General features: G+C 45.0%; 15 protein-coding genes. 9 read left to right on the top strand and 6 right to left on the bottom strand.

Annotated features, from left to right (window positions below; all coding sequences use genetic code 11):
- Positions 1-97 precede the first annotated feature (97 nt).
- Genes JCM16456_RS17170 through JCM16456_RS17185 form a run of 4 tightly spaced genes read left to right on the top strand, consistent with a single transcriptional unit; the run spans position 98 to position 4,784 of the window.
- The gene (locus tag JCM16456_RS17170) at positions 98-928 is read left to right on the top strand and encodes a transketolase (protein WP_068716794.1); all 831 of its coding nucleotides are present in this window, start codon (positions 98-100) and stop codon (positions 926-928) included.
- Positions 921-1,865, top strand: a complete 945-nt coding sequence (locus JCM16456_RS17175; protein ID WP_068716797.1) for a transketolase family protein — start codon at positions 921-923, stop codon at positions 1,863-1,865. Before JCM16456_RS17170 ends, JCM16456_RS17175 begins: the two co-directional genes overlap by 8 nt.
- A 1-nt stretch (position 1,866) precedes the next feature.
- Positions 1,867-3,366 carry an FGGY family carbohydrate kinase gene (locus tag JCM16456_RS17180; protein ID WP_068716799.1) on the top strand — a complete coding sequence of 500 codons (1,500 nt, stop codon included), beginning with the start codon at positions 1,867-1,869 and terminating at the stop codon, positions 3,364-3,366.
- Entirely contained in the window at positions 3,366-4,784 is a 1,419-nt protein-coding gene (locus tag JCM16456_RS17185; protein WP_068716801.1) for an L-fucose/L-arabinose isomerase family protein, read from the top strand. Before JCM16456_RS17180 ends, JCM16456_RS17185 begins: the two co-directional genes overlap by 1 nt.
- Before the next feature lie 72 nt (positions 4,785-4,856).
- On the opposite strand, the gene JCM16456_RS17190 is transcribed toward JCM16456_RS17185, so the two are convergent.
- Positions 4,857-5,750: a LysR family transcriptional regulator gene (locus JCM16456_RS17190; RefSeq protein ID WP_068716803.1), complete on the bottom strand. Its 894-nt coding sequence runs from the start codon at positions 5,748-5,750 to the stop codon at positions 4,857-4,859.
- A gap of 125 nt (positions 5,751-5,875) precedes the next feature.
- Between JCM16456_RS17190 and JCM16456_RS17195 the strand changes: the two genes are divergently transcribed.
- Complete coding sequence (locus tag JCM16456_RS17195) at positions 5,876-7,276, top strand: M20 family metallopeptidase (RefSeq protein ID WP_068716805.1); 1,401 nt, start codon at positions 5,876-5,878, stop codon at positions 7,274-7,276.
- Between the two features lie 126 nt (positions 7,277-7,402).
- Here JCM16456_RS17195 and JCM16456_RS17200 read toward each other — a convergent pair whose 3' ends face one another.
- The 4 genes from JCM16456_RS17200 to cspE all read right to left on the bottom strand — a co-directional run bounded on the left by JCM16456_RS17200 (position 7,403) and on the right by cspE (position 12,253).
- A complete protein-coding gene (locus tag JCM16456_RS17200) occupies positions 7,403-8,701 on the bottom strand; it encodes an MFS transporter (RefSeq protein WP_068716807.1) in 1,299 nt (432 codons plus the stop codon).
- 173 nt (positions 8,702-8,874) lie between these two features.
- A complete protein-coding gene (locus JCM16456_RS17205) occupies positions 8,875-11,289 on the bottom strand; it encodes a putative bifunctional diguanylate cyclase/phosphodiesterase (protein ID WP_068716809.1) in 2,415 nt (804 codons plus the stop codon).
- Between the two features lie 208 nt (positions 11,290-11,497).
- A complete protein-coding gene (locus JCM16456_RS24060) occupies positions 11,498-11,641 on the bottom strand; it encodes a hypothetical protein (RefSeq protein ID WP_169795774.1) in 144 nt (47 codons plus the stop codon).
- A 399-nt stretch (positions 11,642-12,040) separates the two neighbouring features.
- Positions 12,041-12,253 carry a transcription antiterminator/RNA stability regulator CspE gene (gene cspE / locus JCM16456_RS17210; protein WP_068719007.1) on the bottom strand — a complete coding sequence of 71 codons (213 nt, stop codon included), beginning with the start codon at positions 12,251-12,253 and terminating at the stop codon, positions 12,041-12,043.
- Between the two features lie 495 nt (positions 12,254-12,748).
- On the opposite strand from cspE, the gene corA reads away from it, so the two are divergent.
- Together corA and JCM16456_RS17220 are read left to right on the top strand one after the other, a co-directional pair.
- Positions 12,749-13,705: a magnesium/cobalt transporter CorA gene (corA, locus tag JCM16456_RS17215; RefSeq protein ID WP_068716811.1), complete on the top strand. Its 957-nt coding sequence runs from the start codon at positions 12,749-12,751 to the stop codon at positions 13,703-13,705.
- A gap of 274 nt (positions 13,706-13,979) precedes the next feature.
- Positions 13,980-14,648 (top strand): OmpA family protein, encoded by a 669-nt coding sequence (locus JCM16456_RS17220; RefSeq protein WP_068716813.1) that lies wholly within the window; start codon positions 13,980-13,982, stop codon positions 14,646-14,648.
- 50 nt (positions 14,649-14,698) lie between these two features.
- Here JCM16456_RS17220 and JCM16456_RS17225 read toward each other — a convergent pair whose 3' ends face one another.
- Positions 14,699-15,598 carry a LysR family transcriptional regulator ArgP gene (locus tag JCM16456_RS17225; RefSeq protein ID WP_068716816.1) on the bottom strand — a complete coding sequence of 300 codons (900 nt, stop codon included), beginning with the start codon at positions 15,596-15,598 and terminating at the stop codon, positions 14,699-14,701.
- Between the two features lie 159 nt (positions 15,599-15,757).
- Between JCM16456_RS17225 and JCM16456_RS17230 the strand changes: the two genes are divergently transcribed.
- Both JCM16456_RS17230 and JCM16456_RS17235 read left to right on the top strand, forming a co-directional pair.
- A complete protein-coding gene (locus JCM16456_RS17230) occupies positions 15,758-16,384 on the top strand; it encodes a LysE/ArgO family amino acid transporter (protein ID WP_068716818.1) in 627 nt (208 codons plus the stop codon).
- Positions 16,385-16,724: 340 nt separating this feature from the next.
- A complete protein-coding gene (locus JCM16456_RS17235; RefSeq protein WP_068716820.1) occupies positions 16,725-18,479 on the top strand; it encodes an ABC-F family ATP-binding cassette domain-containing protein in 1,755 nt (584 codons plus the stop codon).
- Positions 18,480-18,534: the final 55 nt, after the last annotated feature.

Below are 18,534 nucleotides of genomic sequence, written 5' to 3' on the forward strand. Positions count from 1 at the left end.
GAGTGAATTTTATCTACTTTCGCCAAGTATCGTTAGGCCTGTATTTTTTATACATAGTGAATATATATTCCAATATGAATATATAAGGAGATTTAAAATGAATCCTTATCATTTATCTGTTGAAGAGTTAAAACGCAAAGCGACTAGTATTCGTAAACGTATTGTGGTTCTCAACTCAGAAAGTCCCGCTGGTGGTCACACTGGTGCAGATCTATCGCAAGTTGAAATTGTAACAGCGCTCTATTTTCGCATCTTGAATTGTGGCCCAGATCGACTTAACGACCCTGAACGCGATATCTATATCCAATCGAAAGGTCACGCTGCTGGTGGCTATTACTGCTGTTTGGCTGAGGCAGGCTATATTCCAACGGATTGGTTGCCTACTTATCAGCATCCTGATTCCAAGCTTCCTGGGCATCCGGTAAAACAGAAAACCCCAGGTGTTGAACTGAATACTGGAGCGCTAGGGCATGGTTTGCCTGTAGCGGTTGGCTTGGCTATTGCGGCCAAAAAGAGCGGTAGCCAGCGCAAAATCTATGTATTGACTGGTGATGGTGAATTAGCCGAAGGAAGTAACTGGGAAGCCGCATTAGTTGCTGCTCATTACAAGCTGGATAACTTAATTATCATCAATGATAAGAATAAGTTACAGCTCGCAGGCTTTACCAAAGACATCATGAATACCGACCCGCTCGATCAAAAGTGGCAAGCTTTTGGCCTCGATGTCACTCAGTGTGAAGGTAATGATATGGCATCAGTTGTGAGTGCTTTGGAAGGTCTTGTTGATGCAGGTAAACCACATGTCGTGATCGCCAACACAATTAAAGGGGCTGGCATATCGTTTATCGAAGGAAGACCCGAATGGCATCACAGAGTACCAAAAGGAGAAGAAGTAACATCAGCACTTGAGGAATTAGACAATGAATAACACAGAACATTTTGCAAACATTATGGTTGAGCGTTTCATTGCTGCAGTCAATCGTGGTATCGATTTAGTCCCAGTGGTTGCTGACTCAACATCTACCGCTAAGATTGCTCCTTTTATCAAAGAGTTTCCTGACAGATTAGTTAATGTGGGCATTGCTGAACAAGCTATGGTTGGCACGGCTGCTGGGTTGGCTCTTGGTGGTAAAGTTGCGGTGACTTGTAATGCCGCTCCTTTTCTTATTTCCCGCTCCAATGAGCAAGTAAAAGTCGATGTCTGTTACAACAACACAAATGTGAAGCTGTTTGGACTTAATTCTGGAGCAAGTTATGGGCCTTTGGGCAGCACTCACCACAGTATTGATGATATTAGTGTGATGCGCGGTTTTGGTCACATCGAAATCTATGCCCCAGCAACCCCTTGTCAATGTCGTCAAATCATCGATTATGCGCTCGAAAAACAAGGACCTGTTTATATCCGATTAGACGGCAAAGAGTTACCTGAACTTCTAAACGAAGATTATCACTTTGAACCGGGCAAGATTGACCTTGTTGCATCAGGCAACGATATCGCCATTGTCGGTTTGGGATCCGCTTTGTACGAAGCAGTGGAAGCGGCCAATCGTCTGACCTTACAGGGCATTTCAGCGAAAGTGCTTTCTGTTCCCTCTATTCGTCCCTGCAATACGCAACAGTTGGCGAACGAGCTGGCTCAAGTGAAATCGGTTATCACCGTGGAAGAGCATAATGTGAATGGTGGTCTTGGTGATTTGGTCTCAGAAGTCATTGCAGAACAAGGTCTTGCTGTGCGTTTAAAACGATTAGGTATTCCTGATGGGGAATATGCGCTTGCTGGAGACCGAAAGTCTTTGCGTGCTGCTCATGGGTTTGATGCAAAAGGTATTGAGGCGCAAGCCATCACTATGATAAGGGGGCATTAGTATGAAACAGCCCTTTATTCTAGCCATAGATGAAGGCACGACTAATGCGAAAGCCATTGCTGTTTCTAACCAAGGACAGGTATTGGCCAAAGGCAGTGTCTCTTTATCTATTCACTACCCAGAACCTGGATGGGTTGAACAAGATCCTGAGGAGATCTGGTCTGCTACGCTTGAGGCGATGGATCACTGTTTAGCAACATTGGATCGTCAGTTACTTCAAGGGGTTGCCATCAGCAATCAACGGGAATCGGTGCTGGCATGGGATAGAACTACAGGGCGAGCACTCTCTCCATTGATCAGTTGGCAATGCCGTCGCTCTGAAGCGATTTGCCAGCAAATTGCGCAAAAATCATTGGCGGCTGAAATACAAAGTCGCACCGGTGCGGTGATAGATCCTCTCTATCCCGCTTCCAAAATTAAGTGGTTATTGGCACATATCGATAATGGTCTTGAACGCGCTTCTTTGGGTGAAATTTGCGTTGGCACTGTGGATAGCTGGCTTGTCTGGAAACTCACCGGCGGCAAACAATTTGTGACAGATCATTCCAATGCTTCACGCTATCAACTGTTCAATATTAATGAGTTTCGCTGGGACCCGTTATTGCTGGATTTGTATGAAATCCCACAACAGTGTTTACCTCAAGTGCTGCCATCCAGTGATATTCGAGGTGTGACGATTGACCTGAAAAGAGTGGCGGCTGGAGTGCCGATTGTGGCTCAAGTTGGCGATTCTCATGCCGCACTGTTTGGGCAAGGGGGATTTGAATCTGGCGTGGTCAAGGCGACTTATGGCACAGGAAGTTCGTTGATGGTACGTGTTGAGCGTCGCCCCTTGCAAGATTTTGGGGTTTGCTCAACGGTTGCTTGGCACGATGGAAAGCCACGGCTTGCTCTAGAGGGAAATATCACTCATACAGGAGCGGCGCTGAAATTTGTCGCCAACCTGTTGGGAGTTAAAGATATTGAAACTCTAAGCCAGATGGCTTGGTCGGTAAACGATACGCAAGGTGTCTACTTCGTTCCTGCGCTAGCGGGATTGGGGGCGCCACACTGGGACCCAAATGCTCGTGGTCTTATTTGTGGTTTAACCGATGCAGCAACGCCTGCGCATATCGCCCGTGCTGCTTTTGAATCTGTCGCTTACCAAATTGCTGACTTATTGTTCGCGATGGAAAATGCGAGCGGTATGACACTGACGGCAATTTCAGTCGATGGTGGACCAACACGTAATCGTGATCTTATGCAGTTTCAAGCCGATGTATTACAGAAAAAAATTGTAAAACGCGATGTCGCTGAAGTGTCGGCGCTCGGTGCAGCGTTTCTTGGTGGTCGCGCATTAGGTTGGTGGCAAGACAATCAGAGCATATTGGCATTATTGCCGGCCTGCGAAGAAATTTTACCTACAGAACAAAGTGAAACAATAAAAACAACATATCAACACTGGAAACAAGCCATTCAAAGAGCCCGTTTCCAACCCTACAATGTCGAGGAAATACAATAATGAAACCTACAACAGAACAGACAACTCTAGCGGTCCTCTTTGGTAATCGAAATTTCTTTCCTAGCTATCTGTTGGACGAAGCTAGGCAAGCTGTCCAAAATCTTTTGGAACGCTTGGGAATTCGCTCAATTATGCTAAGCAGTACACAAACACCTTACGGTGGTGTCCAAACTTATCAAGATGCAAAAGTCGCTGCTGAACTGCTCAAATCACATCGAGATGAAATCGATGGGATCATTGTAGTACTGCCTAACTTTGGTGATGAGAAAGCCGTTGCCGACTCCATTCGACTCTCAGGTCTCTCTGTCCCTGTATTGATCCAAGCAGAAGCGGACTCTTTAGATAAAATGGGCCTAGAAACTCGCCGTGACAGTTTTTGTGGCAAAATTTCTCTGTGCAATAACTTACGTCAATACGGCATTCCTTTTTCTCTGACCAAACACCATGTTTGCCAAGTCAAAGGCGACGTGTTCGCTAATGATGTGATGAAATTTGAAAGTGTTTGTCGTGTTGTCAACAGTATTAAAGGCTGCCGTGTAGGCGCGATTGGTGCTCGTCCAGCGAGCTTTAATACGGTGCGCTATAGTGAAAAATTGTTGGAAAGGATGGGCGTTACAGTAGAAACCATCGACTTATCAGAAATTTTGAGTTCAGTTGAACGGCTAAAAGATGAAGATATCCGTATTAGCGAAAAACTGGCACTACTGAAAGATAACGCTAGTACTGATGGGATTCCTACTGAGAAGTTAGTTACCATGGCGAAACTGTTTGTTGTGATCAGTCAATGGATTACTGAGAACGACATTCAAACCACGGCTTTCCAATGTTGGACATCTTTACAGCAGTCACTGGGTGTCAACGTCTGCTCAATCATGAGTGTCATGTCGGGGCAATTAGTGCCAAGTGCTTGTGAAGTTGATGTGATGGGGGCTTTATCGATGTACGCGCTCTCAATGGCATCACAAAAACCAGCATCCATCGCCGACTGGAATAACAACTTTGGGGATGATGGTGATAAATGTGTTCTATTCCATTGCGGTAACTTCGCGACTAGTGAACTGATTGATCCTTTTATGAGTACAGCCGACATCATTGGTACTACCGTTGGTTGTGAAAATACCTGTGGTGCAATCAATGGGCGCATGAAAGCTGGTCCATTGAGTTATTTTCGAATATCTACCGATGAGTTTACGGGTGAAGTCAAAGCGTATGTCGGAGAAGGTAAATTTGTCGATGATGAACTAAACACCGTTGGTTGCCGCGCAGTCGTTGAGGTGAAACAACTCGAGTCGTTACTGAGCTATATCTGCAAAAACGGTTTTGAACATCATGTGGCGATGAACCATTCCAATTGCGCGGAAGCGTTATATGAAGCTTGTACGACCTATTTGGGCGTGCAGTGTTACCGTCACTCTTAGTATCGTTTGCTTATTGTTACTAATAAAACACCATTCTGGTCAGGGGGCTGGTCGGAATGGTGTTTTTGTTGATTATGCCACCAACTGCTCCATCAAATACTGCACAAACACTTGTACGCTTTCTGGATGTTGGCGGCCGGCCATCACTTGCAGCTGCAGGCTGCGTTGCACAAAGGTGGATTCAGTCATTGGGCGCAAAATAAGGCCATCTTTAGGGGCTTGGCGCTGGATGGATTGAGCGCCGAACAGTGCGACGGCTTGCGGCGTATCTTTGGTGAACGTGTAGATTGCGCCCATGGCATTACTGGTGAGGGCGGGGTAGACCTTAATTCCGGCTAAGTGGCAGGTAATTTCAAACAAATAGTTCAGCGTGGTGCCTGATTCCGACAATGCCAGTGGGTAAGCAGCGATATCCGATACGGTTAATTTCTCTTTGTTTGCCAATGGATGGTCCTGACTGAGCAGCGCAAATACGGGGGAAGGGACTTGCAGTGCCACTTGCACACCTTGCTCAGGTTGCAGGCTGAACGTTAGGGCGGCATCGACAACACCTTCTTTGACTAACTGAGTGGCCTTTGCAGAATCCACGACTTGCAGAGAAAACAGGGTTTGCGGATGGGTTTGGCGAAACTGAGTAATAATATGCGGCAGAAAGTCCCAAGCCATCCCTTCCGGGCAAGCCAGTGAGATCGATTGCTGCTGGCGATTGGTGACCCCTTGCATTTCGGTAATCACATTAGTCAGTTCTACATCGTTACGTAATGCGTAGGTATAAAGCAGCTCACCCGCAGGGGTTAGGGTCATACCACGGGCTTTGCGTTCAAAGAGAGTTAATTGCAACTGCTCTTCTAATTGACTGATTTGGCGACTGACGGCAGATACGGCAATATGCAGCTCTTCAGACGCAGCGGAAAGCGAGCCGGTTTTCGCTACCGAGTGAAAATACTTAAGATTGATGTCGTGCATTGTTTAGCTTTCTATTTAAGGCAAAACTTAGTTGCCTATTTAATAATTGTTGCAAACCTAAGCTCATCATAAGCTAAACCCTGTAACTAAATCGAGCCTTTGCGAGAGAAAAATAGGGAGATTAGATGAGTGAGTCACAAGCCTTTGGGCGTTCACATGCCATTACGTTGGCAACTCAGACCATGGAAAATGGGGAATTTATTCAAACATTAACCCGCCGGGTTGCGTTAATGACCGAGAGTCAAAATCCAGAGGCAACTGAGCATTTGTCCGCTTATCTTAGCGAAGAGATGACGCCATATTTGGCAGCGCTTGGTTTTCGCTGCGAGCAATTTGACAATCCCGTTGCTGGTAAGCCGCCACTGTTGGTCGCACAACGTATCGAAAGCTCTGATCTACCGACGTTATTGCTGTATGGGCATGGCGATGTGACCAACGGCCAAGAAGAGCTTTGGCAAGCGGGCACCCATCCTTGGCAGCTTAGCCAAATTGACGACAAAATTTTTGGTCGCGGCACAGCCGATAACAAAGGTCAGCACACGGTTAACTTTATCGCGTTAGAAGCCGCGCTTAAAGCGCGCGAAGGTCAGCTAGGCTATAACGTAAAAATCTTGTTTGAGATGAGCGAAGAGGTTGGTTCTACTGGCCTGGAAGCCTTCTGCCGTGAACACGCTCAAGAACTCGAATCGGATCTGTTTCTGGCATCTGATGGTCCGCGCCTTAATGCGCAAAGTCCAACCATCTTCTTGGGTTCTCGTGGGGTGTGTCAGTTCCGTTTGCGTTGTGAAACCGGCAATGGTGCAAGGCACTCTGGTAACTGGGGCGGCGTGATGACCAACCCGGCGATTCGTTTGCAGCATGCTCTGGCGACCTTAGTATCGGCTAATGGTAAGTTATTGGCTGAGTGTTTAAAAGCGCCCGCGCCGCAAGGTTTAACCGCCGAGATGATGCGAGAGCTGCCCGTTGGCGGCAATGCTGGCGACCCTGAACTCAATCCGAATTGGGGCGAGGCGCATCTCTCTGTGGGTGAACGTTTGTTTGGCTCTAACACCCTTGAAGTGATTGCCCTTGGTGCGGGGAATATCACCAAACCGATTGGCGCTATTCCCAATTCTGCCGAGGCAGTGTGTCACTTACGCCTTGTGCCAGGTACGGATCTAGATAACTTGGTGAGTAACCTGCTGGAGCATTTTGCGGCGCACGATTTTCTTGATATCGAAGTGATCTATGAAGGGGGATACAACGCAACTCGCCTTGATCCGACCCATCCATGGGTGGATTTTGTCAAAACATCGATGGAGCACTCGCTCAATCAACCGATTACCGTATTGCCAAACTTAGGTGGCACGATTCCTAATCACTGTTTTGCCGATGTATTAGGTTTGCCAACCGTATGGATGCCTCATTCGTACCCATCTTGTCAGCAGCATGCTCCAGATGAACACTTGCTGGCGAGTGTTGCCAAACAAGGCTTAGCCGCCGCAGCGGGTTTGTTTTGGGATTTAGGGGAACATTTTCCGCGCTAACACTGCGTTTCTTATCAACCCATTGACATGAACAGTTAAAGAGCACTTTGGTGCTCTTTTTGCGTTTGTGAGCAGAAATAAAAAAGGCTACCGAAGTAGCCTTATCTGATAACCGTTGGGGATGGTTTAGCGAATCTTAAAGTGCTTACGAATTGCAATCATCGAAACTAGGCTCACACAACAAGAGAAGATGAGGTAGTAACTTGGTGCCATTAAATCGCCCGTTGCACTGATAGACCAAACCAGTAGCGCCGGAGTGAAGCTACCAAATACCGTGGTGGCGATGTTGTAACTGAGCGCCATGCCGGTGGCGCGAACTTCGGTTGGGAAGAGTTCCGACATCAATGCCGGTAAGCCACCAAAGTACATCGCTTTTAGAATACTCAGCCAGAACAATACTGCAGCGAGCATCAGCAGCGTCGCATTGTGCGAGAGCAAGACAAACGCCGGGTAGACTGAACACAAGAACAAGCCACCGGCACTCATCATGAGGCGAGTTCGGCCAATTTTATCTGATAAGTTACCAATAAACGGTGTCAGTACCGTCAACACGGCGTAGCTAATAAGCGTGCCACCGTAACCAATCGAGCCGCTTAAGCCAAGAAACTTGGTCGCATAGGTTGGCATAAAGATGATTGAATAGGTCACTGAGGTAGAAAGCACCATGGCGCCAATGTTGTAGAAGATGCCTCGTTTGTGGTTTGCAAACAGTTCCACTAAGGGTACTTTGGTCTCTTTTTTCTCAGCAAATTCCTCGGGTTCTTCAATATGTCGGCGGATGTACAAACCGATTGGACCGATTAACAAGCCAAAAATAAACGGCACGCGCCAGCCCCAGTCGGAAAGCTGTTCAGGCGTTAACGTTGCACTGAGTACCAAGCCAAATCCTGCCCCCAGTAAGCCGCTAATACCTTGACTCGCAAACATAAAGCTAGAGATAAACCCTTTGCGATCTGGATATTGTTCTACCAACATAGCGGTCGCGCTGCCAAATTCGCCGCCAGCAGAGAAGCCTTGCAGTAAACGAGCAAGCAAAATACCAATGGGAGCCAGTAGCCCTATTGTTTCGTAAGTTGGCATGATAGCGATAAGTAGTGTTCCGGCCATCATCAACCAGATGGTCAGTAGCATGGCAGATTTTCGACCGGCTTTATCCGCATAGCTACCAATAACCACTGCGCCGAGTGGTCGAATTAGATAGGATAAGGCAAACGTGACCAGTGTCATCAATAATGACAACGTCTCGCTATCCGTTGGGAAAAAGAGTGTTGAAATGGTACGTGCAAAAAAGGCGTAAGCGATTAAGTCAAACCACTCCAGCGCGTTACCGATGGAAGAGGCTACGATCAATTTGTACAGTTTCTTGTCGCTCGGTTTACTTACCGCAAGCGACTCACTGCTTTGTGCCGCATAACTGTTATTCATACTGATTCCCTGTAAATAATACGTTCCTGTATTTATCTCGATACTAGGGAGTCGATCACAATTAAACAATTATCCATTTCTTAATCCTGCTTTGCCTTTTTTAGAAAGACGAATCGCTAGATAGGTATCTAAGTGCAAGCTATTCAATGAACGACGAGCACTTAGTGGCGCAATCACTGGCTGCTTTGCTCTTTCCTGATTCGTGTAATCAATGCCTCTGCGGCTAAGGGTGGAGCGTAGTAATAGCCTTGAATTAATTGACTATTACGCTGAGCAACAAAGGCGAGTTGTTCACGTGTTTCAACCCCTTCAACAACGATATCCAAATTGAGGTCATGGGCCATTTTGATGATGGTCGCCGTCAGTTTGCACTGCTCCTGATCATCAGGAAGGCCGATAATAAAGCTGCGATCGATTTTCAGCGTGTCCCACGGCATTTTGGATAAGTAGGAAAGTGATGAATAACCAGTACCAAAATCGTCGATGGCTAAACGAACGCCGAGCTGTTTCAATTGATGCAGTAACGGAAGAACTTCATTTTCTCGTTCGATATAAGCCGATTCTGTCAGTTCCAATTCCAGTAAACGGACGGGAAATTCGGTTTGCTTGAGCACATTGTTTAGCGTTGTTATAAACTGGCCAAAGCGCAGTTGATAAGCGGACACGTTAACCGACATTTTCAATTCGCATAAGCCCTGTGCAATCCATTTTGCTCCGTCTTCGCAGGCACGTTTAAGAACGAATTCGCCTAAAGGTTCGATTAATCCTGTCTCTTCTGCAATCGGGATAAACTCAGCGGGTGACACCCAGCCAAGTTCATCATCGTGCCAGCGTGCAAGGGCTTCAACCCCGACCAAACGTTCGGTTTTGGCACAGTATTGAGGCTGGTAATAGACCTGCACCTTGCCCTCTTGCAAGGTTTGCTTGAGCTTATTGCTTACGGTCAATTTGCGTTGACTTTCTAGAGTCAGCCGCTCTTCATATAGTCCATAACTGCCGCGGCGATTACGTTTTGCTTCATAAAGCCCAGCATCAGCCTCTTGTAGCAAATCCCGATTTTCTCCTTGCGCCTGGAAACTAGCCCCAATCGTAGCGGAAATGTACACCTCTACTTGATTATTAAGCGGTATCACTTGGGCAAGACGGTGTTGAATCGCATTGATCAATTGCGTCACTTTCAATAGCGGCAAATTGGCAATCAAAATCGCAAATTCATCTCCACCAGTTCGCGACAGACCGAGTACATCATCGGGAAATTCATCATTCAGTAAGCGCAGTCTATCTGCCTGAGTACGCAATACCGTATCGCCCGCTGCATGCCCATAACTATCGTTTACGTCTTTAAAATGATCCAAATCGACGACCAATAGCCCAAACGCCTTACCCTGTAGGCTCTCAATTACATCATCTAGGACACGACGGTTAGGTAACTGGGTAAGTTGATCATGGCGAGCGAGATGGTTAAGTTTGGCCTGAATCCTCTTTTGTTCGTCGATATTGACCAATGACAGTACAAAAGTTACAGGCTTGCTTGACTCGGACTCAACTTTGGTAACGGAGAGTAGCCCATGATGTTTATCGCCAAAGGTAATTTCACCACGCCAAGGAAGAGTGCGTAGTACCTGTAGCTCTAGGGAGCGCTGAGGATAAGTGAAGAGTGAAAAGATCGAATCTGTACGCGTTAATAGTGTGGATATCGGTAATGCTAATAATTCGCATAAGGCATGGTTTGCTCTTAGAACCTTACCTTGATTGTCCACAATCGCTAAGCCCTCGTCTGTGTGTTTAAATACCGTATCAGCTTGTTCACGATAAGTCTCTTGTTCCGACATTTCTTCTGTTAATTGAGTGCTGGTTTTAAGGAGCAATGTCCAACGAAAATCGTCCGTGCTTAAGTAACTAATGAACGACTTACGACGAATAAGGGTAAAGAGAATCAGCGGAAATGCGTATCCGCTAGCAGTTAGGATTTTGCCATCCAACGACCCAAATACAATATTGATGATCTCTTGGGAAAAGCCAAAGGCTAATAGTGGGAAGATAATACCATCAATACAGAGAACCGTTATGAACAGCAGAATATAACAAAAGCCGGTTACCACAGGGTTGAAATGGCATTTTTTCAGTTTTTCAAAACTATAGAGCAGCGTAAGCAACTCAAGAATAATCAGTACGCCACCCAAAATAATAAAAGGAGTGGAGATATCAAACAGCGCTGGCGAAGTATTATGGGGATTCATTATCCCTTGGTGTGACAAACTGCGCGCGGCCAAATCAGAAAATAGCGCATTAAATAAATCGACAAACAGCACTAAGCGCACCAAGTGGCGCAGAATGAATAGGTCACGCTCAACTAAAACAAATAATACCGACGACATCATAAAAGCGCCGTAGCAAATATTGCCACCGGATACAGTAATATCCGCGGTGACGGGGAGTGAATAAACGTTTCCAAAGAATCCACCGATCAATAGTACCAACGCAATGTAGATGTAATAAGAGACGCGACGCAGTGGTCCATCAAGTACAGTGAAATAGAGTGGGAATATCGAAAACAGAGCTATTTGCAGCAAAAAGAGTTCAAGCATAAATGAGGATCGTACGATTAATAGACGGAGTGAATTCTATACGAAGTTTTCTATATTAGTAGTGATTACTTTGCAAAAAGCGGCTGAAATGTTGGAAGTCTTAAATTTGAGGTGATTTAAGAAGCAGGTTCAAGAAGCATAAGAAAAGAATAACCTCTCTTTAGTTGGATGGGTGAGGGCCATCCAAAGAGTAACGGGTGAGGTAGAATTACAGTTCGAACAAACGGTCAAACTCACGCTGCGCCAAAATTTCTTCAATCTTTTTGCGAGTTTCATGTTCGCTCAGAGATTTTTTATTGAGGCTATCGTCTTGCTGCGGTTTGGCTTTCGTCGTTTTGGTCTTTTTTGACATAGAGTTTCATTCCTTTAAAAACCACAAGAGCATAATCATTAACAATAAAATGAAAAGTAATGTCTATGTATTATGAGATCTTGTGTGAATAAATAATAAAGTTTTATTGTGCATTATAATAATGAACATGCATTTACAGGTTAACCCAATTCAATATTGAAATGGATAATGTGTGCGAGATAGATAGGAATTAAATTTGATATTCTGATTGAGGAGTGTTTTGTTCTTTCAATTTTTTATCACGTAATAATTGATACCAATGACGCTGACGCGTAGTTCTTCGAGCCATATATTTCCTTCATGTAAATAGAGAAAAAAGAGGAGATTGTATCTAGTAGAGCGAGGGTAATAAAAGGGAGGGAATTGGCGCGATGGATAGCCATCACGCCAATAAATTCATTACAGCGCTGTAACGTTTGCTGCTTGAGGGCCTTTTTTACCCTGTTCAACGTCAAAGCTTACACGTTGACCTTCAGCAAGAGTTTTGAAACCTTCAGATACGATAGCGTTGAAGTGTACAAACACATCTTGACCACCGTTGTCTTGGCTGATGAAACCGAAACCTTTAGTTTCGTTGAACCATTTTACTGAACCAGTCGCTTTGTTAGACATAGATATTTCTTCTTTTTTACGATTAAAATTTAATGTTGAGCTTTTAACAAATTGGATTAAATGGATTTTCAGGAAGAGTTGTCGCAGGGCTAAACGAAATAGTTCGAAAGATGACTGAGAGGTAACTTGTACTAAAGGTTTCACTTAAAACTCATTTTGTTAGAGCTAGGCAGAGTATACACGTTGCTCAAATAATCACTAGCGTTATTTTTGATAAATTTACTTATCACAGAAATTTGCGAGGAGAATCAACCATCCTAGCAGAGAACGATTTATCGTGAGTTATTCTAATGCGGGATTCAACTGGTCAAACCGCCAGATTTTGAGTGTTTCCCTATTCTTCCTGTATACTCCGGCGACCGCAGGATGCGGCGCTCTACTTTTAGGATGGGTATATACCCAAGTAACCTCAAGATTCCGTTTCAGTGATTAAGAAACTGAAACATAAAAAAGATAGATTACGGGTCAACTCGTAACGATGGAGAGGAGTGTGCAATGCTGCGTTTTTTTAGAATAATAAATGGCGTAATTACAGCCATGCCAACCGACGAGAGCAGCGATCTTAGACAATGTGTTCAGCAGGCCGAATGGATTGATGCACATGAACCTACAGATGAAGAGCGTCAATTAATTAGTTCGTTATGGCGCATTGAACTGCCCGAATCAACCGATGTAGAGGAAATTGAAACATCGGCACGTTGCTTTATTGACTGTTCAGGGATTCACGTTCACTCACTATTTCTTTCTCCCACAGAAGGACGCCACAATTCGGTGACTGTCGCTTGTATTTTACAAAACGAACGATTGATCACCATTCGTGAAGGGGATGTGGCCGATTTTCGTTTATTACGATTACGTGCGCGACGTGGCCAGGTACATTGCAATAATGTAGACAGCCTATTGGTGACTTTGCTTGAGCAGAAAGTAGAAAATCATGCGGATATTCTGGAAGATATCCATCGCCAATTGGAAAAAGTGAGTCACGACGTACTTGAAAATGAAGACTCAGATTTGGAAGAGTGTATTAGCCGTTTAGCGCGTCTTGAAGACAGTAACGGTAAAGTTCGTTTGTGCCTAATGGATACTCAGCGCACGATTTCGTTTCTGCTTCGAAACTTAAAATCACGTAATGATCATCGAGAAACCTTAACTGAAGTTGGACACGACATTGAAGCGTTGATGTCTCACACCACGTTTTTGTTCGACAAAATCAACTTCTTAATGGATTCAACTCAAGGTTTTATTAATATCGAACAGAACCAGATCATTAAAATTTTCTCGATTGCTTCTGTGGTATTTTTACCGCCAACCGTTATCGCAAGTATTTATGGGATGAACTTTGATTTCATGCCAGAACTGCATTGGTTCGGTGGTTATCCGTTTGCGCTCGGATTGATGTTAGCCTCTGGCTTTGCCCCGTATGTGTACTTTAAACGCAAAGGGTGGCTCTAAAGGACAATTGTGATCCTAGCCCCAAATGAAGTCCTCACTGTTTACGCCGTGGGGACTTTTTTTACGCTAGCTTTTTCACAACTTAACGCCGAAATGAGTAACAGCGCTTTATTTGAGCGCCAAGTGTCACGCTGCTGATAAAATTCACACAAGGCTTACCTGTTCCCTTTCTTCTCTTTACATTCCTTTACGTTTTCTCTTTATCATCGCCAGCATTTATCAGTTAACCCATTGAGTTATCTGTTGAACACTTACCATGATAGTAGGAAATACAATGAAAAAAATATCGTGTTTATTGGCTGTGGTACTGGTACTTACGGGGTGTGAAGCAACACAAAGACAAAATGCGACAACCGGAGAACAGGAAACCAATTCTGCGACCAAAGGGGCCATGATTGGTGCTGTAGCCGGGGTATTAACCGGACTCGCAACTGGAAAGAGTGCTAAAGATCGCCGTAAACGCGCGTTGATTGGCGTCACGGGTGGGGCAGCTATCGGTGCTGGCGTTGGGTATTATTTTGACCGACAAGAAGCGGCGTTACGTAAAGAGCTGGTGGATTCGGGCGTTCAGGTCAAGCGTATTGGAGATGGTCAGTTGGTTCTTGTGATGCAAAATGGTATCGGTTTTCAATCTAACTCTTACAACCTTGATGCCAGCATTTATAAATCGCTCAATGGGGTGGCTCGTATCCTAGTGGAGTACCCTAAAACGCAACTTTTGATCACAGGACACACCGATAGCTCTGGTAGCGCCAGTTATAACCAGCAGCTTTCAGAGCAACGTGCCAGCTCGGTTCGTACTTATTTGATCGGTCAAAAGGTGGCATCAAATCGCATTCAAGTGCAAGGAGCGGGAGAGAGCCAACCTATTTGTTCCAACAATACTCAGTCAGGCCGTAAGTGTAACCGCCGCGTTGAAATTTCGATTTTGCCGCTCGAGTAAGACTTTTTAAGCCCCTGCGTTGCAGGGGCATTACTTCCGGACGAAATCCTCTACCTTACCAAAATCCCCTTTGAAGCTTGGAAAAAACCGTTGGTGATTTGTGTGAGTCCTTTCGAGTTAACTGCCGCATGCTGCCAATAGTGTGGTTCATTTAGCCACACCTCTGGGGCCAAATTGACCAATGAATTTGCCGCAATCGCCTCTTCAAACAGCCCATCCGCACTAACGCACCAACCCATATGGCGTTTGGCCGCTTCTACTAAACTCACTGAATCCGGTAGGTAGTGAATGTGATGTGGTGTGATGTGTGAACCAGTAATCTTTTGCATAAAACGCATTTGCAGCGGGTCTTTACGGTTATAAATCATCACTGGGGCGTTGAGAAAAGCCTCTTCAGTCAACCCTTGAGCAAAATAGCGCGCGGCAAATTGTGGCGAGGCGATGGCGCAGTAACGCATGTTACCTAAAAAATGCACCGCACATCCTTGTAAAGGAGTCTTCTCGCTGGTAATTGCCCCTAGAACATCGCCATTTTTCAGATGTTCGAGCGTGTATTCTTGGTCATCAACGCGAATATCAAATTTGTGACCATATTCTTGATGCAAATCGGTCAAGGCATTTAATAGCCAAGTGGAGAGCGAGTCTTCATTGACTGCAATAGGAAAGGGCTTGGCGTGCAATTGGCTATGCTGTTCGGGCAATAAGTCCGCCATCACTTCTGCTTCGAGTAGAGCCATTGATTTCACGCGACTCAGGAGCTGTTCTCCTGCTCGTGTTGGGCGACATGGGGTTTGCCTCACCACTAATAATTGCCCAATTCTATCTTCCAAAGTCCGCAGCCGCTGTGAGATAGCAGAAGGTGTCACGTTTAGCTTTTTGGCGGCTTTATCAAAACTCGCCTCTTCAATCACCGCAATAAACGCATCCACTTGGGGAGAGAGCAAACTCATGGCAATTCCATCATTAGAAATTCTTAATAAGCGTAAGATTATATCGATTTTCTAAACAACGCCAGCTCGGCATACTGACAGCAAATGAATTTTCTCCCTATTTATCTTTGTTAAAAGCTGGGGGAAATAACGACATAAATAACACGAAAAAGGTGATGTATGCTGGTCTCCTCACTTGCCACTGGTTTTACAACTGGAGCGGGTTTAATTGTTTGTATTGGCTCACAAAACGCGTTTGTGCTGCGCCAGGGGTTATTACGTAGTTATACCGCGATGGTGGCAACGGTCTGTATTGTAAGCGACGTATTTTTGATTTTTTGTGGGCTGTCTGGCTTGGGATTTATTGTCAAGCAGTGGCCAGGTGTCATTGATGTAGTACGTTACGCTGGAGCGGCTTTCTTGATGTTTAATGCTTATGGTGCAGCAAAACGAGCATGGCAGGGAAGTGGTGTGCTCGATCCAAGTGCCACTCAAGGTGGCTCTCTCAAACAAGTGCTGCTTACTTGCTTGGGGTACACTTGGCTGAATCCTCATGTCTATTTGGATACGGTGGTGATGCTCGGTAGTCTATCGTTGCATTACGACGGGGATGAAAAATGGCATTTCGGCGCCGGTGCAATGTTAGCCAGCGCGGTATGGTTTATCGCCATCACCTATGGCGCGAGGCTACTGCTGCCTTTGTTTCATAACCCCAATGCGTGGCGTATTTTAGATGGTTTGATTGCGCTGATGATGGCCTACCTTAGCGTGACGTTGTTGATGATGCCGTTGGCTGTAATAGCGTAAGATCAGATAAGAAAAATGATAGAGAATGGAAAGTAAAAGTTAAGTTATATATTGCTTTCCATTTCATTGAACTGGTTTTATGCAAAGGATTTGATAGAATACTTGAATAATTTCATCAGTTAGAACAAGGAGGTATTTATGATTTTGTGTGCATTGTTTTTTGCATACGTTTTTGCTTACCTAGCTCGCTCAAGTTTTCCAGCATCGTGCTGCGATAACCTAGCTTGAGCGAAGTCATCAAATTTATAGACTAACTAGAGTCTCTTCTCTCTAGCTTACACGGTTATTGTCAGCGATTTACTGACAAGGGCGTTGTTATGCCTAAAACTTGAGTAAGCCAATGAGCACTTTATTATCTGCACAATCTATTCATTTTCAAACGTCTTCGACAATTTTGTTTGAAGCACTTTCATTCACCCTCAGAAAAGGCGATCGCATCGGTCTTGTAGGCCATAATGGTTGCGGAAAAAGTACATTATTACAGTTACTCTACGGCAGTAAGATTCCCAGTTCTGGTGAGATCACGGTTGCTAAACAATGTTTGATGGAACGAGTCGAACAATCTCTGCCACAAGAATTAGAGAACGTCACCCTAATGAATGCTCTATTAGCGAAGCTACCGGAAGATGACCGAGAGCAAGAGCAATGGCGTGTTGAATTGCTTCTCGCTGAAATAGGGTTTTCAGAGCAAGATTGGGGGTTAAATGTTGGGAGTCTAAGTGGCGGTCAACACACGCGGCTGTTGTTATCGCGAGCGCTTATTTCACAACCTGATTTATTACTGCTTGATGAACCGAGCAACCATCTTGATCTACCGACCTTACTTTGGTTAGAGCATTTCCTTTTGCATTGGCAAGGCAGTTTTGTACTTGTATCTCATGACCGACGGTTATTGGACAAGGTGACGAACTGTACTTGGATACTGAGAGATAAAACCCTCAACTATTTTCAGTTGCCGTGTTCTGCTGCCTTAACGGAGCAGGAAAGAGTAGACGAAGCCGCGAGGTTGAGAAATCTTTCCGAACAAAAGGAAATTAACCGAGTAGAACAAAGTGCCAAGCGATTAGCAAACTGGGGGAGGGTTTATGATAACGAAGACTTGGCAAGAAAAGCCAAGACGATGGAGAGGCGGGTTGAACGACTAAAAGAATCACAAACCGAATTAACCAGTGGTACGCCATGGCAACTTAGCTTAAAAGGCGAGCGGCTAAACGCGAACCAATTAGTAACGATGAGTGATTTAGGTGTTGTACCTGCACGCCATGGACCACAACTGTTTTCTATTGAAGAACAAATGGTAAAAAGTGGTGATCGAATCGCCATCATTGGTCGCAATGGTTGTGGTAAATCGTCATTGCTGAAAATGTTATGGCAGCACTGCATTAAGGTAGTGGAATCTGAAGGCAACATAAGGTTTCATCCTCGTTGTCGCGTCGGTTTCTATGATCAGAGCCTGAAACAGTTGCACGATGATGACACCCTAATTGATGCACTCGATACGTTCACTAATGTCGGTGAGGAAGCCCGCAAAATAGCGTTAATCAGTGCTGGGTTTGAATACAGTAGACATTCGCAATTCGTCGGTGATTTGAGTGGTGGAGAACGTTCTAGATTACTTATGCTTGCTCTATCTCTCGCTCAGTATCACCTACTGATGTTGGATGAGCCGACAAACCATTTGGATCTCAATGATAAGGAGCAACTTGCCGCTACACTTAATCAATTTGATGGGGGGATACTAGTCGTTACCCATGATCGCGAACTGATTGAAAAAAGTTGTAACCGTTTCTGGCTTATCCAAGATGGGCTGTTAACGGAGTGGCACGATCTTGAAAAGCTCTATTCCGTTATAGATGGCAACTCGACCACTCGAACAGTTCGGATTGGTGATTCAAAAAGCCAATCGGTGGATGAACTTACCCAACAGAAAAGTGAGCAGATTTGTGAGGAAACCTTGTTAGAACAGCTTTGTCATTTGGAGACATTACTTGAGGAGGATTTGAAGCGAAAACCGAAGCATCAAAAGCCCAATCTACAACACCAGTGGCGCGAAGAGATTACGCGTATTTCACAGTTGCTGAGTCTTGAATTGTAAAAGAGTTCTTCATTTCTAATGTCATACTGCGCCAGTGGTTATACACTGGCGCATT

The sequence above is a fragment of the Vibrio tritonius genome (assembly GCF_001547935.1).
Classification (GTDB): domain Bacteria; phylum Pseudomonadota; class Gammaproteobacteria; order Enterobacterales; family Vibrionaceae; genus Vibrio; species Vibrio tritonius.